This is a genomic window from Brevibacillus humidisoli, from assembly GCF_020923435.1.
Classification (GTDB): Bacteria; Bacillota; Bacilli; order Brevibacillales; family Brevibacillaceae; genus Brevibacillus_E; species Brevibacillus_E humidisoli.
This window is the reverse complement of record NZ_CP087263.1, coordinates 2,386,490-2,402,025: the sequence shown is the minus strand read 5'-3', so window position 1 is coordinate 2,402,025 and position 15,536 is coordinate 2,386,490. Positions and strand designations below refer to the sequence as shown.

Annotated in this window: 12 protein-coding genes, 1 tRNA gene and 2 rRNA genes; 12 read left to right on the top strand and 3 right to left on the bottom strand. The window is 50.9% G+C overall.

Annotated elements, in window-relative coordinates:
- Positions 1 to 23: 23 nt before the first annotated feature.
- From LOK74_RS11950 to LOK74_RS11940, 3 genes are all read left to right on the top strand, one after another.
- On the top strand, positions 24 to 290 hold the full coding sequence (locus tag LOK74_RS11950) for a hypothetical protein (protein WP_230046821.1): 267 nt from the start codon (positions 24 to 26) through the stop codon (positions 288 to 290).
- 5 nt (positions 291 to 295) lie between these two features.
- A complete protein-coding gene (locus tag LOK74_RS11945; RefSeq protein ID WP_230046820.1) occupies positions 296 to 1,507 on the top strand; it encodes an ATP-grasp domain-containing protein in 1,212 nt (403 codons plus the stop codon).
- Between the two features lie 236 nt (positions 1,508 to 1,743).
- Complete coding sequence (locus LOK74_RS11940) at positions 1,744 to 2,916, top strand: MFS transporter (RefSeq protein ID WP_230046819.1); 1,173 nt, start codon at positions 1,744 to 1,746, stop codon at positions 2,914 to 2,916.
- A 67-nt stretch (positions 2,917 to 2,983) separates the two neighbouring features.
- On the opposite strand, the gene LOK74_RS11935 is transcribed toward LOK74_RS11940, so the two are convergent.
- On the bottom strand, positions 2,984 to 3,442 hold the full coding sequence (locus LOK74_RS11935) for a VOC family protein (protein ID WP_230046818.1): 459 nt from the start codon (positions 3,440 to 3,442) through the stop codon (positions 2,984 to 2,986).
- 318 nt (positions 3,443 to 3,760) lie between these two features.
- Here LOK74_RS11935 and LOK74_RS11930 point away from each other — a divergent pair, with 318 nt between their 5' ends.
- From LOK74_RS11930 to LOK74_RS11905, 6 genes are all read left to right on the top strand, one after another.
- Complete coding sequence (locus LOK74_RS11930) at positions 3,761 to 4,900, top strand: acyl-CoA dehydrogenase (RefSeq protein ID WP_230046817.1); 1,140 nt, start codon at positions 3,761 to 3,763, stop codon at positions 4,898 to 4,900.
- 117 nt (positions 4,901 to 5,017) lie between these two features.
- Positions 5,018 to 5,749: a tRNA (adenine(22)-N(1))-methyltransferase gene (locus LOK74_RS11925; protein ID WP_230046816.1), complete on the top strand. Its 732-nt coding sequence runs from the start codon at positions 5,018 to 5,020 to the stop codon at positions 5,747 to 5,749.
- Complete coding sequence (locus tag LOK74_RS11920) at positions 5,725 to 6,840, top strand: Nif3-like dinuclear metal center hexameric protein (protein ID WP_230046815.1); 1,116 nt, start codon at positions 5,725 to 5,727, stop codon at positions 6,838 to 6,840. Before LOK74_RS11925 ends, LOK74_RS11920 begins: the two co-directional genes overlap by 25 nt.
- A gap of 23 nt (positions 6,841 to 6,863) precedes the next feature.
- Positions 6,864 to 7,361 carry a C4-type zinc ribbon domain-containing protein gene (locus LOK74_RS11915; protein WP_230046814.1) on the top strand — a complete coding sequence of 166 codons (498 nt, stop codon included), beginning with the start codon at positions 6,864 to 6,866 and terminating at the stop codon, positions 7,359 to 7,361.
- A gap of 10 nt (positions 7,362 to 7,371) precedes the next feature.
- Positions 7,372 to 9,363: an S-layer homology domain-containing protein gene (locus tag LOK74_RS11910; RefSeq protein ID WP_230046813.1), complete on the top strand. Its 1,992-nt coding sequence runs from the start codon at positions 7,372 to 7,374 to the stop codon at positions 9,361 to 9,363.
- Positions 9,364 to 10,896: a S41 family peptidase gene (locus LOK74_RS11905; protein ID WP_230046812.1), complete on the top strand. Its 1,533-nt coding sequence runs from the start codon at positions 9,364 to 9,366 to the stop codon at positions 10,894 to 10,896.
- A gap of 51 nt (positions 10,897 to 10,947) precedes the next feature.
- Here the strand turns inward: LOK74_RS11905 and LOK74_RS11900 are convergent.
- A tRNA-Gln gene (locus LOK74_RS11900) sits at positions 10,948 to 11,022 on the bottom strand.
- 90 nt (positions 11,023 to 11,112) lie between these two features.
- Between LOK74_RS11900 and LOK74_RS11895 the strand changes: the two genes are divergently transcribed.
- Positions 11,113 to 12,588 (top strand): alkaline phosphatase family protein, encoded by a 1,476-nt coding sequence (locus LOK74_RS11895; RefSeq protein ID WP_230046811.1) that lies wholly within the window; start codon positions 11,113 to 11,115, stop codon positions 12,586 to 12,588.
- On the opposite strand, the gene LOK74_RS11890 is transcribed toward LOK74_RS11895, so the two are convergent.
- Positions 12,566 to 13,237 (bottom strand): endonuclease/exonuclease/phosphatase family protein, encoded by a 672-nt coding sequence (locus tag LOK74_RS11890; RefSeq protein ID WP_230046810.1) that lies wholly within the window; start codon positions 13,235 to 13,237, stop codon positions 12,566 to 12,568. The two genes, LOK74_RS11895 and LOK74_RS11890, sit on opposite strands and share 23 nt — an antisense overlap.
- Positions 13,238 to 13,540: 303 nt before the next feature.
- On the opposite strand from LOK74_RS11890, the gene LOK74_RS11885 reads away from it, so the two are divergent.
- Both LOK74_RS11885 and rrf read left to right on the top strand, forming a co-directional pair.
- A 16S ribosomal RNA gene (locus LOK74_RS11885) occupies positions 13,541 to 15,090 on the top strand.
- 184 nt (positions 15,091 to 15,274) lie between these two features.
- A 5S ribosomal RNA gene (gene rrf / locus LOK74_RS11880) occupies positions 15,275 to 15,391 on the top strand.
- The last annotated feature ends 145 nt before the right edge of the window (positions 15,392 to 15,536 follow it).

Below are 15,536 nucleotides of genomic sequence, written 5' to 3'. Positions count from 1 at the left end.
TTTGGGGTAAAGGAGAATCCAACTTGACTACCTGTACCATTGTAATGGGAGAGATCCCGCCAGATTATCAGAAAGATGGTGTGCTGGTCGCAATCGTCGAGAGAGATCAGGTAACTGCGGAGCTTATTGACATGTGCGATGAGATCTATATGTTTACCGATAAACGTCACGTGAAAGACATGCTGTCCAATCTGAAAAAATACTATACCGTCGCTCGCATTGTTGGATCTGATGATGAGGCAACAGACTCGGAACAAAAGTGTGAAACATCAATCCTTGACGATAGGTGAATCCAGTGAAACAAAAAAAATTATTAATGGTGACGCCATGGCTGCGTTTTGTTCGCAAAGCAAAAGAAGAAGGGTTTTATTTCATAGCTTTGTGGGATAAACGCACAAAAGGGAATATTTTCCTCCCTGAGATTGCCAAATTGGCAGATGAACTTTACGTCTTTGACGTCAATAACTTCGACAGGCTTGAGTCAATGATTGAAAGCATTCATACCAGGGAACCGCTAGACTATATTTATCATCTCGGTCTGGAAGAAAACATGCTGCAGACGTACGCGATTGCCGAGAAGTACGGTTGTGCGATTAATTCCTCGCAGGCAATCAGCGTTCTAAATGACAAATACAGGATGCGTACACTGCTGCAGGCACATGGTATCTCCACAGTCAGATTCCAGCTTGTAGAGAAACTGCAAGCTGTTCCGCAAATGGGCGAGGAATTCGGTTTTCCACTGGTTCTGAAGCCTACTCAGTTGTCCGGCAGCAGGGGAGTGTGCCTCTGTCATCATCAGGAAGACGTCCGGCGGTGGATGGAATTGATGGAGACATATCAACATGAAGGTCCTTTTCTAATGGAAGAGTACCTCCACGGACCAGAGGTTAGTGTAGAGACAGTTACTGTTGAAGGGCAGCACCATGTCATCGGGATCACTGACAAAATAAAGACGCCCCCTCCCTTATTTGTGGAAGTAGGGCATATACACCCATCACAACTGCCGATGGAGCAGCAAGCCCAAATCCGTGAGATGGTTGTCCGGTTCCTTACAGCTGCTGATTACCGGTTTGGTCCTGCTCATACCGAATTGATCCTGACCCCTGAAGGGCCGAAAATCGTAGAGTCCCAGGCCAGGTTAGGTGGTGACAGAATTCCCAAATTAGTTCATTTGTCAACCGGTATAGAGTTGGAATCAGCCATTTTCAAGGGTATAAAAGGCATCCATCCGCCTGCATCCACAATGAACGGGGTGGCCATGATCAAGTACTTTCAATGGAAGCCTGGAACCATTCAAAACATCGAAGGGATAGATGCAGTGCAGGAGTTGCCGTATGTGGTGCATATAGAATGTACACTGCGTCCCGGAGACGTGGTTCCAGAGATCAGGGATTCGGCCAGCCGATACGGGTACATGATTGTGCTTGCAAAGTCATACGAAGAAGCCATAGAGCAGATCGACACGGCCATGTCGATGATTCGGGTCACCTTTGAGGAGCAGGCATAAGGTACCAACAAAGAAAGACGGGATGGACAACAGCCAGCAAAACCTTTATCGAGCATGATGTTGGCTGGGTTATCCCTACCAATTGGCGAACAGAAAAGTACCTCCTCTACTGAATGAAGTAATGTGGGGGGGTACTTCGTCGATGAGCGGAGGATAGGCTGATGCGATTTAAGGACTTGCATCCGAACGTTAAAACAAGGTTGATTGTGAGCTTTTTTCAAAGGTTAAGCCAATCGATGGTTTTTCCTTTCATGGTGATTTACTTCGCTGAGCACTTTGGACCAAGTATCGCCGGGTTTTTGATGTTGATAACAGTGATCGCTGGGTTGCTATCCAGTTTTTTTGGCGGATATTACGCAGACGTAAAAGGAAGAAAAAAAGTACTGGCTGTTTCCGAACGGTATCGCTTTGGATCGCTGCTTCTTTTGGCACTGGTTAATTCGCCCTGGTTTGAACTTCCGCTCCTCTCGTTCTTTCTTTTTTTGATCAATATCGTTCTGATCAGTATATCCACTCCGGCAAATGAGGCGTTAATAATTGACGCAAGCACGCAGGAGACGAGGAAATACATCTATACGATATCTTACTGGGTGACAAACTTTTCGCTCGGTATTGGTACGCTGATCGGCTCGTTTTTTTACAACACACACTTTTTTGAACTGCTGTTGGTTATCTCGCTCTCATCCTTGCTCTCATACGCCATCATCCAAAAGTATGTTACCGATGTGATTCCACCCTCTGTTGATGCCGAGCGAGTCTCCTTGGTCAAGATATTTCACAGCTATTCGAGCGTCTTTAAGGATCGTCTCTTTATCAAATATTTTTTTGGCGGAGCATTCTTGCTCGGCATTGAAATGCAGTTGGGAAATTACATAGGAGTGCGGTTAGCCCACCAGTTTGAAATGCAACCTCTCCCGCTTATCGGCGAGATTGACGGGGTTGAGATGTTTGGAATGGTAAGGGTAGAGAACACTATCCTAGTGGTTGTACTTGCGTCCGTTTTCACCAAGATTGGCAAAGCCTTATCTGACCGGATCAGCTTCTATCTGGGATCGTTGCTGTTCGTTGGAGGTTATACCGTTCTGGTCGTCAGCAACGATGTATGGATACTGATGGGCGCTACATTGGTTTTCACTTTGGGAGAATTGCTCTATGTCCCTGTTTTTCAGGCTATGTTTGCCGACATCGTTCCCGATGACGGAAGAAGCAAATACGCTGCAGTCAATAAGTTGAATATACGCGCCGCGATGATCATGGGCTCACTTGGCCTTACAATCGGGGCATTTTTACCACCGTGGTGTATGGCGGTGCTCTATGTGTTCATGGGGCTGGCGAGCGTGTATCTGTATCGACGTCTGCTTCATCATTTCCAAAGTCGGCCAAAGAACGTGGATAGTCCCGTTTCTTAAACAACAGGACCATGCAAGGGATCACAGGAAGACAATATCACCTACAGGCAGCGTTTTGATGCTGGTGTCAAAATGCCCTTCCATGCATAGCTTCCCATTGTTCCCATGGAACCACGCCTAAATCGGGTCGCGGCTCGTCTGGCAGCATGGAAATAAACTCAAGTGAGTGTCCATCGGGATCGGAAAAATAGATGGAGACGGCCGGCATCCAGGCAAACACAAAGGGACGCTCTGTCCCGTCGTCCAAAAAATTCCAAACTGGCAGCCCTCTTGTCTTTAAGAAGTGAACGGCTTTTTTCATGTCATCCGTGGATGATTGAAACGCAAAATGCTGTTTGACGATTGCCGATGGCTCTTTCTCCCAAAGCCCTAACATCGCTTGTCCACGGGGACCAATCCAGTAAAATCGGACTCGTCGTGCTTCGTCAACATATCCCTCTTGCAGACCTAGAACATGCTCATAGAAATAGGAAGATCTCTGTAAATCACGTACATGGATGTGCGTTTCAAAAAGTCCGTGTATCATGTTTTCCCTCCAATCATCCGGTATCTGATTCTTATTATACGCGTGAAACGAGTTTGCAAAAATACCCAAATAGGGTGGATAGAAAGCTCCATGGCGAGGATCGCTCACCCCAGAGGGTTGCACTGGTTATCCGGGCTATAGAAAAAAGGGTGCCAGGGGGCAGCGTATACGAAAAAACATGTTCAAGACAAGTCGGCATGATGTATAATGGTAGTACCATAATCTGAACAAACGCTCAATCAGTTGTGGAACGTTTGTTTTTTAAAAAATCATATAGGAAGCGCTTTCATACACATAAGGAAAGTAGGGTGAGGAAGAGTGAATCTTGATTTTACACAAGAGCAGCAGATGATCAAGAAGATGATACGTGAGTTTGCTGATGAAGTGGTTGCGCCGGGAGCAGATGAACGGGACAAAACAAAGAAGTTTCCTGTCGAATTATTTGATCAGATGGCTGAATTAAACCTGTTGGGTCTGCCCTTTCCGGAAGAATACGGCGGAGCAGGAGCGGATACGATCAGCTTTGCCATCGTTGTCGAGGAGTTGAGCCGTGCCTGTGCGTCAACAGGTATCACCTATTCGGCGCACATCTCACTCGGTGGCGCCCCGCTTCATCTGTTTGGGAGCGAAGCGCAGAAGCAGAAATACTTGACCCGTATCTGCTCTGGTGAGAGTCTCGGTGCATTCGGTCTGACCGAACCCAATGCCGGATCTGACGCAGGCGGCACGCAAACGACAGCGGTGAAGGACGGCGACTCATGGGTGCTGAACGGTTCTAAATGTTTTATCACCAATGCCAGTTACGCTAAATTTTTGGCGCTGACTGCCGTGACGGACAAGGAAAAAGGTTCGCACGGTATCACCGCCTTTATCGTCCCGACTGATGCTCCCGGGTTTGCGGTGATCGACAATTACGAGAAGCTGGGGTTAAACAGTTCCAATACCACAGAATTGGTCATTGACAACGTCCGGGTGGCTGATGATGATCTGTTGGGGAAGCGGGGAGAAGGGTTTAAACAGTTCCTGATAACATTGGATGGCGGTCGGATCGGCATCGGAGCGATGGCAGTGGGCATTGCACAGGCGGCTTTCGATCGGGCGCTACAGTACGCCAATCAGCGCAAAGCGTTTGGCCAGTCGATCTCCAAGTTCCAGGCGATTCAGTTTAAGCTGGCTGACATGGCGATGCAGATTGAAATGGCTCGCAACATGGTGTACAAGGCAGCTTGGCTGAAGGACCAGGGACGTCCCTTTTCCAAAGAGGCGGCAATGGCCAAGCTATACGCCTCGGAAATCGCCATGGCCGCTACCCACCAGGCGATCCAGATCCACGGAGGATACGGGTATATGCGTGAGTATCAGGTAGAGCGTCTGTTCCGTGACGCCCGTCTCCTGGAAATCGGTGAAGGTACCTCAGAAGTCCTGCGGATGGTGATTGCCCGCCAGATCGGCTGCTGACACATTTTTTTGCAAACCCCTATCTTTCTACAAAGGTAGGGGGTTTTTTGCGATTTTTTACGGTTGGGCTTTTGTAGACAAATAGGGTAGAATAAACACACGGAAGGTGAATCGGAGATGACACTAGCAATCTCAGAACGACTTGGTGCAATTGCCGCATACTGTCCAACGGGTGCAAGGGTGGCTGACATCGGCTCTGACCATGCCCTGTTGGCGGCGTACCTCTTGGAGAGCGGAGCTGCATCGTTCGTAGTGGCCGGAGAAGTGAATGAAGGCCCGTTTCGTGCTGCCTGCAGGCAGCTCTCGCCCATGGTGGATAAAGGACGTGCTTCGGTCCGCAAAGGAGACGGTCTCGCCGTATTAAACCCCGGCGAAGTGGACGTGGTCTGCATTGCGGGTATGGGCGGACAGTTGATCGTTTCGATTCTTGAGCGGGGACATGCGATCTTAGCCGATGTCCAACGCTTGATCTTGCAGCCCAACGTAGGGGAGGAACTGGTCAGACGCTGGCTTCTGCAAAATGGTTGGCAGCTCCGCTCAGAGACTATTTTAAAAGAGGATCAGGTGCTGTACGAAATCCTGGTCGCAGAGCCAGGGGATCCTTACAAGCCATATGAAGAGCAGGAGCGGTCCGTTGAAGAGCTGCTACGCCTGGGACCGATCCTCTGGCGCCAGAAGCCGACGCTGTTGATCGAAAAGTGGCGCCGCGAGCAGGAGAAGAGCCGCAAAATACTGAGGCAGGTAGCTTGCTCCCAGCGTCCAGAGACGGTGGAGCGGGCACGAGAAATCAAACAAGAACTGAACTGGATTGACGAGGTGATACGATGTTTGCAAACGGGCAAACCGTGATTCAATACGTGGAGCAATTGGCCCCCAAACGGATTGCTGTCGAGGGCGACAAGATCGGCTTGCACGTAGGTACGCTGCAAAAACCGATTCGCAAGGTGATGGTGGCACTAGATGTATTGGAAGAAGTGGTAGACGAGGCAATCGCTGAGGAAGTGGATCTGATCGTTGCCCACCACGCTGTGATTTTCCGACCGCTCAAGCACTTGCGGACCGACCTGCCTGCCGGCCGGGTCTATGAGAAGCTGCTGAAACATAATATTGCGGTATACACGGCTCACACCAACCTGGATGCTGCAGAGGGCGGGTTAAATGATTGGCTGGCGGAAGCGATTGGCCTGGTCGATGTAGAGGTGTTGGATCCAGCGAGTGAAGATCCGTACCAAAAGCTGGTCGTCTTTGTTCCATTGACCCATCAGGAAGCGGTCTTGCAAGCAATAGCCCGAGCGGGAGCAGGGTGGATCGGCAACTACAGCCACTGCTCCTTTCAGACAGTTGGCACAGGTACCTTTATGCCCCGCTCCGGAACCAATCCGTACATAGGAACAGAGGGAAAGCTGGAACGAGTAGAAGAGGTGAGGTTAGAGACCATCATCCCTGCATCCAGACAATCTGCCGTCGTTAGGGCGATGAAAGAAGCTCATCCATATGAGGAAGTTGCCTATGATATTTACCCGCTGGAGCTTGCGGGCAAGCGACTAGGGATTGGCAGGATTGGCAGGCTGTCCGAACCGATGACACTGCGCCAGTTGTCGGAGTTGGTCAAGCGGAGCTTTTCCTTGGAGGGATTGCGTGTTGTAGGCAAACTGGATGATCCGGTTGCCAAAGTGGCGGTGGTTGGCGGCGATGGCAATTCTTTCGTGTCCAAGGCTGCATTCCGCGGGGCCGATGTGCTGATTACCGGGGACATCTATTACCATACGGCGCATGATGCGCTTGCCGATGGCCTTCGCCTGATCGATCCCGGTCACAACATAGAAAAAATCATGAAGCAGAAACTAGCTGAGTATCTTGTGGAGCGACTGGCTGCCGGCGGATATCAGACGAGCGTCATCGCTTCCCAAATCCATACCGATCCGTTTCAATTCTTATGACGGTAAAAGTGAGGGATCGCCTTATGTATCCTGCCAAACAGCTTTGGCAGTGGCATCTCGTCAAAGAAAAATTGTCAGAGGCCGAGCAGTCGGCAGCACTATTTCTGGAAAAAGAGGCCAGCCTGCGGGATGCAATATCCCGATTGGAAGAGAAAATCAACAGCTTGCCAGATTCCGACGATCCCGATCAGCAGATTGCCAAGCTCCTCCTCGAACAAGAACACTACCTTGCCAAGAAAGCATGGGAGGAGTTTTTGCTGCAGCGGGATGAAAAAGAAGCGGTTCTACACCAAGAGATCCAGCAGTACGGTTGGGAGAAAGAACAATTAGAGCTGGAACTGGATGACAAGATGATCGCGGAGTACCAGCGGCTGTCCGAAACCAAGCGTACACCCATCGCCGAGGTGAGGAACAAGGCCTGCATGGGCTGTCATCTTGCCCTGTCTGCAAGCAAGCTGGCCGAGTGGAGGAGGGCCAAGGGGCTGGTCTATTGCGATGAATGTGGGCGTATACTCGTCTAGGGGGAATATTGTGGAAGCAATACGAATGTTCGTATGTTTACTTCTTGCTTGTCTATTGATGGCACCTACTGCTGTTTGGGCGGTACCGGAGCATGAGTCGGTTGTTCCGTTTCGCGACATAGAGGATCATTGGGCGAAAGAGGCTATTGAATATGCCTATCAAATGGGGCTGCTCACAGGAGTGAATGGGGCAGAGGAATTTGAACCGGATCGGTTTATGACCCGGGCAGAGTTCGCCGTGATGGTGGATCGGCTTTTTCTCACTACCGAGTATCAGTTGTTTCCACTCACTCTGCTTACGGAAAATGATGAGTACGGTTGGGGAGAAGGGTTTGATCAACCCTATTTGCCCTACCGCGATGTAGATCGCCTGACTTGGATCTACCCTTCCATCCTGCGCCTATCCCTCATCATGGAGCGGTTATACGGCCCCGGTTCTTTGCAAGAAATTTTCCCTGGCGACAAGATGCAGCCGGATCAGCCGATTACACGGGAGGAAGCGGAATCACTGCTTCGGATATTTGCAGTCCGAGAGGAGCAACTCCAGGATGAACGGCTCTCGCCCCAATCCTCTTCTACTGCTAGTGAAGCATACGTCAAGCGAGCTGAGGCGGCTGTCGCGGCAAAGCAGATGAGTGAGTATTTGGCTACTGGTCCAATCCTGCCTTTGCTGGACTATAGTGGTCAGAAGTTTCCGCTGGTTCCGGAAATATCAGAATTGTTCCCGGCGTTTGATTCGTTTCTTGAAGACGATATGCCCAATGACCAACATGTGTATCGGCAAGCGATTCAATCGATCATAGAGGGAGAGGGAAGCGAGAAGGCTTTTAAGCAGCTGCGCAAGCTGGCTGCCTCCCGTTTTTCCAACCAAGTCGGGGTAGAGTATTACCTGAGTTGGGAAAGCGATACGCCGCTTACGGAAAATATGCAGCATGCCCTGCGGGCTGTTGATGAATATTTCAAAGCAGAACGTAAGTCCCCAGAAGCGCTGAAACTGCTTGCAGCCAACGTCTACGATTTGGCTCTGCAATTGGAGACTGATCAGCCGACGATCATGGAAGATACTTTGCAGCAGCTCCTCCCCTATACGAAGAAAATGAAGGCTGGCACGACGGAATGGCTCAACTATTCACTGTATCTCGCTGCCTTGGAAGTGAGAAGCGGGGATAAGCAGCAAGCCCTCAAACGCTATCTTCAGCTTGTGTCAACAGAAGAGGGGCTAACCAATGCTCTGTACTATCTGATCACAAGTGAGCGTATGCAGGAAGCGAACGAACTCCTGAATCAAGCAGCCGACTCCGATCAGCTGGACCGGGAGTATGTCGATATGCTGCAGCAAGACCTCTCCCTGATAAGCCAGCAGCCTGATGTTGTCAGGCAATTGAACGAATCGCTGCGGCGCATGGAGAAATCGACAGGCATCGAGATTGAGGGTGAGTCGATGCTAAGTGGCTACCTTTATCACTATACGCTGCAGGTAGACCAGCAGAATCGGACCAGTCACACCAAGGGGATCTATCAGGCCCCTGACAAACTGGTTCTGCAAAAAATGGAAATGTTCACAGATGAAGAAAAAAATCGTCTTTATTTGTACGATCATGACTCTTCCCGTTGGGAGCAAAGTGAGCCAGGTCCAACCCAGTACCTACACGAATGGGTCGATCTCCTGCCGCTTGAGGAACGTTTGCATAAGCTCCATGCCCGTTATCTGCTGCAGAAAGGGAGCAGATACGATGTGATCACGGAATGGATTCCGGGGGAAGCATTGAAGGAGCAGGCGGCCGCTTTGTCGTTGGATAGCGGTAAGCTGATGGACGCCCCTGCTTTTGTCACCAAGTATTACATCGAGCGGGAGAGTGGGGCGCTGGTGAAGCGAGTGTGGCGCTATGAAGAATTGTACGACTCAGGCGAGTACATCGCTTATCTGGGGAACGAGACGTATCGGCAAACCAATAACCTGGAAATCAATCTGCCGTCAGACGTAACGAAAGGAGGGCGCTAAGTGAGGAAGCTTTTCAACAGGTTGGCTGCTGCTCTCTTGTTCAGCGTCCTGCTGGCAGCTCCTGGACACGCTCAAACCGTGCCATCACAACCTCCACAGTCCCTTCTGGAGATTGCTGACGCGTATCGCTATTTGTTGGAAAATCACATCAGTCGACCAGAGACCGTTCAGCTTGTACAGGGGGCATTGACGAACATCTCCGAACAAGCGAAGGAGAAAAAAGGATTGGATTTATCGGTCGATACACGGGACGACACCTTTGAGGAATTGCAGCAGCAACTGGAGGAGTGGCGGAAGCAGCATTCGTTGACGTGGAAGCAGCTGCATCAATGGGCAATCACGGGAATGGTTGACACTCTGGGGGATCCCCACACCATGTTTTTTACCGCAGATGAACTGCGTCAGTTCCGTGATGACCTGGAAAACGAGACAGTGGGATTCGGCTTTCGATTTCAGGTTGAAGACCAGTACCTGTTGATCAAACAAGTCATTCCCGATTCGCCAGCCGAGGCGGCGGGTATTGAAGCTGGAGATTATTTGCTGGCCGTGGATGGCGCCAAAACAGCTGGTTCCAATCTGGAAGAGGCTATCAACCATTTGCGCGGTGAGGAAGGAAGTCTTGCCGTTTTAACCGTGTACAGACCAAAAGAAAAACGTTCACTTGAACTGACAGTTGCCAGAGCTTATCTGATTATGCCTGAGGTATGGGGAGCCCGTTTTGCGGGGGATATTGGTTATATCAATATTGCGACGTTTGGTTCGGATGCCGGCTATCAGTTTCGCGATGAATTGGCTCGGATTTCGGCAGCTGCTTCGCTAAAGGGTCTGATCATTGATCTGCGTGACAATGGCGGCGGGTTCCTCTCTTCCGCGCGTGATGTGGCCAGCTTGTTAATGGAAGAAGGTCTGCTTATGCACACGGTTAATCGGAACGGAGTAGAGATAGAGACGTGGGTACGAAATGGCCGGCCTATCTCCTATCCAGTGCGTATCCTAGTGAACCAAGGCACTGCCTCTGCATCTGAACTTCTTGCGGGCGCCCTGCGTGATCATCAGATTGCCAAACTGGTGGGAACGGTTACTTTCGGGAAAGGAAGTGCACAGCAGATTATTCCGTTGAACGATGGGGATGCGTTGAAAATTACACTGGAAGAATATTATACGCCTAATCGGACCGTGATCAACCATGTGGGTCTGCAGCCGGACATTACGGTAGAGGACGATGTCGCCCAAGTCCTGAAAGGAATGTTGTCGCTGGGTGTGAAGCGATTGGAACTGCTGGAAACAGAAGGAGGACAGTTTACTGTAAACGACGTGTCTCTTCCTCTATATAGGCCCGTTTTCAAATCGTCCGTTGATTCTTCGGGTGAACGAATCGTTATGCGAAGCGCTGTACTCGCCAGTCTGACTGGTGATACTTCGTTGGCCGAGGCTGACTATGTCCCTGTTCAATCCAGGCTGTATCCAACCGGAACGATTGAGGTAACCAGAGAAGAAAAGCAGATTAAGCTAATTTTTGTGGCAAAGGAATAAAGATGTAAAAAACTCTCACCTGGCAAGGGGAGAGTTTTCTTTTTTGCTGGATGGCTGGGGTGCCTGGATTCGAACCAGGGCATCACGGAGTCAAAGTCCGTTGCCTTACCGCTTGGCTACACCCCACCGTACTCATTAGTATAGCCGGACGAGGTCTGCATATTCACTCTCGGTTGGATTACACTAACGGGGATAGAGCAAAAAGGAGGGAAGGTCATGAAAAAGGTGCTTCTTTTCCTCATTGATTCCATGATGACGGACGTGCTCCTAAACTGCATACAAAAGGGAAAGACGCCAGCCTTGCAATTTTTTCATCGAAACGGTCAGTTGATCCCGGACTGTGTGACCGTCTTTCCGACAATGACCGCATCAATTGACTGTTCCCTCATCACAGGAGAGTATCCAGACCGACACAAAGTGCCAGGACTTGTATGGTACGATCCGTCAGAGCAAAAGATCGTCAATTATATAAACGGGGCAGAGCCGGTGCTCACGATCGGGCTTGCCCAATGTGCTCGCAATGTCGTGTTTGACATGAATGATCGTCACTTGAGCAGTGAGGTGCAGACGGTGCATGAAGAGTTGGAGGAAAAAGGGTTTACGTCTGGGTCGATTAATGTGATTGCGCACCGCGGTCGGAAGCGATACAACGTACATCCTCCATTCTTGCTGGATGCAGCTGCAGGCTTTTCCCTGGAGGGGACGACCAGCGGACCAACGATTTTTTCGATGGGGACACTGGTGAAACCAGCCATCTTTCGAGAGGTTCCCTGGAGCATGTCACAATCGCCGGCAGGTTCTCTCGGGATCAATGACGTATATGCAATTGATGTGCTGATCGAAGTGGTGCGAAGCGGCATGCAGCCTGATTTTACCCTGATCTATCTGCCTGACAACGATCACAAAGTTCACAAGTCTCCAAGACTTGCGGAGGATCATTTGGCGCAAGTGGACAAACAATTGGTTCGTTTTCTCGACACGTTTGACACGTGGGAGCAGGCTTTGGAGCGAAATGTGTTCATCTTGGTAAGTGACCATGGTCAAACAGTGGTTGGCTCTACAGAAGAGCACAACGTGAATCTGGATCAGCTTCTTGAGGGTTACGCAACTCACCAACTCCAATCGACCAATATACAAGGCGATGAGTTGGTGATTTGCAACAATGAACGGATGGCTTATCTGTATCCGCTCCGTGACGATTTGCTCTTTCAGGTGATTGAGACGCTCTCCGGGGAGGGCCGGATTGACCTGATTGCCTGGAAGGAAGGGGAATGGGCCAAAGTGATGAATCGCGGGGAACTGCTCTCCTTTCGTCGTGGTGGAACGCTTCGCGACCAGTATGGAACTGCTTGGACGGTAGAGGGAGAATGGAAAGTGCTTGACCTATATCAGGATGAAAGTGGGGTGATTGGCTTCGACTCGTATCCCGATGCGCTGTCCAGATTGTACGGTGCGCTGTTTTCACAAGATGTCCCGGTGATTATCATCACGGCCGCCCCAGGGTATGAATTCTTGTCGAAGCATATGCCAACACACCTGGGGGGAGGAAGTCACGGGTCTTTGCACAAGCAGGATTCACTCATCCCTCTGCTAATCGCAGGTACCAACCGACCTTTTGTCCAACCGGCCAGATTGGTTGACATCAAATCATACGTGATTCAGGAAGTAACTACTCAGGCAGCGTTAGTGTGACAAGCAGCGGATAGTGATCGGACATTTTCTGCTGGATCACCTCGTATCGATCCACCTGCCAATCCGATGAAGCAAACACGTAATCAACTCTTCTCGAAAAGGTAACAAGGGTTGGTGTTGAGGCACCTTCCCCTGCTCCACAATCCTGCAGTGGGGGGCAAAGGGGAGGGGATGCGGTGTTAAAGTCGCCGGCGATCAGTAGAGGGCGCGAACCAAGCTGACCAATTTCCCGGCGAATGTCGCTCAGTTGACGACGCCTGCTCTCACGGTCCAGACTGCAGTGAGTCACCCAAACATCAATCTCATGTTTGCCGTACTGCAGCGTATTTTTCAGCAAGGAACGCGGTTCTCTCTTGGCTGCTAAAGGTATGTTGACAGAGCGAATCATCGGAAACTTGGACAACAGTGCATTGCCATAAGCTCCGTCGTATAGCTGCAAGGCGGGTGCATAGGTGAGAGAGAGCTGCAGGCGATCGGCCAGCATCTCTGCTTGATAGCCATGGCGACTGTTTTGATGTACTTCTTGCAAGGCGATCACATCAGCCTCCAGTGTCTGAAGCAACTCCGCCATCTGGTCAAGGTACCTTCTTCCCCAACGATCTTTTCCGCCGTGAATGTTATAACAAACCAAACGCAGCATGTCGTTCATGCCTGACCGCACTCCTTTCATCACTGGATTCTTTTCCCTATTGCTTCATTTGCTGATCAGTGGTATTATAAGTAGTCCACGCCGCAGTTCTTTCTTTTGCGGCAGTGTGCAGCAATTGATTGCAGCTAGTTCCCTTTATTTTTCTCACTAATTTCCTGTTGCAATCAACTATGTGCTGTGCTATATTAATAAGCGTCGCCTCTGAGCGATGATGGTTGATTTTGGTTTTTCCTTTCCTTTCGTTCCTTGAAAACCGGATAGAATCCAAGCCCGCGTGAATCAAGTTATTGAGTAGGTTAAACTTTAATGGAGAGTTTGATCCTGGCTCAGGACGAACGCTGGCGGCGTGCCTAATACATGCAAGTCGAGCGGGGCGATCAGGAGCTTGCTCTTGAGAGCCTAGCGGCGGACGGGTGAGTAACACGTAGGCAACCTGCCCGTAAGATCGGGATAACATAGGGAAACTTATGCTAATACCGGATAGAGTTGTCTCCCGCATGGGAGAGAACGGAAAGGTGGCGCAAGCTACCCCTTACGGATGGGCCTGCGGCGCATTAGCTAGTTGGTGGGGTAACGGCCTACCAAGGCGACGATGCGTAGCCGACCTGAGAGGGTGACCGGCCACACTGGGACTGAGACACGGCCCAGACTCCTACGGGAGGCAGCAGTAGGGAATTTTCCACAATGGGCGAAAGCCTGATGGAGCAACGCCGCGTGAACGAAGAAGGCCTTCGGGTTGTAAAGTTCTGTTGTCAGAGACGAAACCGTACCGTTTGAACAAGGCGGTACCTTGACGGTACCTGACGAGGAAGCCACGGCTAACTACGTGCCAGCAGCCGCGGTAATACGTAGGTGGCAAGCGTTGTCCGGAATTATTGGGCGTAAAGCGCGCGCAGGCGGCCAGGTAAGTCTGGTGTGAAAGGCCGGGGCTCAACCCCGGTGTGCATTGGAAACTGTCTGGCTTGAGTGCAGGAGAGGAAAGCGGTATTCCACGTGTAGCGGTGAAATGCGTAGAGATGTGGAGGAACACCAGTGGCGAAGGCGGCTTTCTGGCCTGTAACTGACGCTGAGGCGCGAAAGCGTGGGGAGCAAACAGGATTAGATACCCTGGTAGTCCACGCCGTAAACGATGAGTGCTAGGTGTTGGGGGTTTCGATACCCTCAGTGCCGCAGCTAACGCAATAAGCACTCCGCCTGGGGAGTACGGTCGCAAGACTGAAACTCAAAGGAATTGACGGGGGCCCGCACAAGCGGTGGAGCATGTGGTTTAATTCGAAGCAACGCGAAGAACCTTACCAGGTCTTGACATCCCGCTGATCCCTCCAGAGATGGAGGTTCCCTTCGGGGCAGCGGTGACAGGTGGTGCATGGTTGTCGTCAGCTCGTGTCGTGAGATGTTGGGTTAAGTCCCGCAACGAGCGCAACCCTTATCTTTAGTTGCCAGCATTCAGTTGGGCACTCTAGAGAGACTGCCGTCGACAAGACGGAGGAAGGCGGGGATGACGTCAAATCATCATGCCCCTTATGACCTGGGCCACACACGTGCTACAATGGCTGGTACAACGGGACGCGAACCCGCGAGGGCAAGCCAATCTCTGAAAACCAGTCTCAGTTCGGATTGCAGGCTGCAACTCGCCTGCATGAAGTCGGAATCGCTAGTAATCGCGGATCAGCATGCCGCGGTGAATACGTTCCCGGGCCTTGTACACACCGCCCGTCACACCACGAGAGTTTGCAACACCCGAAGTCGGTGAGGTAACCGCAAGGGGCCAGCCGCCGAAGGTGGGGCAGATGATTGGGGTGAAGTCGTAACAAGGTATCCGTACCGGAAGGTGCGGATGGATCACCTCCTTTCTATGGAGCTTTCGGCTACAAACGTTTTCGCTGTTCAGTTTTGAGGGAGCATTTCCTTCAACTTCCACTTGCCTCTCTGAGGCAGACGTGGTAAAGTAAATATCCTGTCTCGAAAGACACAGGAAGGCCTGCTAAAGGCGCCACATCCTGTGGCAATGCAGGCACTAGCACATCCTGTGCGTCGTCTGGTGGCGATGGCGGAGGGGACACACCCGTTCCCATGCCGAACACGGCCGTTAAGCCCTCCAGCGCCGATGGTACTTGCCCCGAAGGGGGCCGGGAGAGTAGGACGCTGCCAGGCGGTTTGACCTCTTGTGAGGTTGGACTCTTAGATATTGTCGTACCTTGAAAACTGGATAACGAGTATAGGCAAGGCAAATGCAAGACGTGGCATGTCCCACGACATGACACGAAAAACGTGTGGTTTCGTCTGCTAAAAGCGCCAA

Bases quoted from the DNA above. Each gene is read 5' to 3' on its own strand.
- LOK74_RS11895 (WP_230046811.1), top strand. From the start codon at position 11,113: ATGAAAAAGGTGCTTCTTTTCCTCATTGATTCCATGATGACGGACGTG.
- LOK74_RS11920 (WP_230046815.1), top strand. From the start codon at position 5,725: ATGTTTGCAAACGGGCAAACCGTGATTCAATACGTGGAGCAATTGGCC.
- LOK74_RS11925 (WP_230046816.1), top strand. From the start codon at position 5,018: ATGACACTAGCAATCTCAGAACGACTTGGTGCAATTGCCGCATACTGT.
- LOK74_RS11915 (WP_230046814.1), top strand. From the start codon at position 6,864: ATGTATCCTGCCAAACAGCTTTGGCAGTGGCATCTCGTCAAAGAAAAA.
- LOK74_RS11935 (WP_230046818.1), bottom strand. From the start codon at position 3,442: ATGATACACGGACTTTTTGAAACGCACATCCATGTACGTGATTTACAG.
- LOK74_RS11890 (WP_230046810.1), bottom strand. From the start codon at position 13,237: ATGAACGACATGCTGCGTTTGGTTTGTTATAACATTCACGGCGGAAAA.
- LOK74_RS11940 (WP_230046819.1), top strand. From the start codon at position 1,744: ATGGTTTTTCCTTTCATGGTGATTTACTTCGCTGAGCACTTTGGACCA.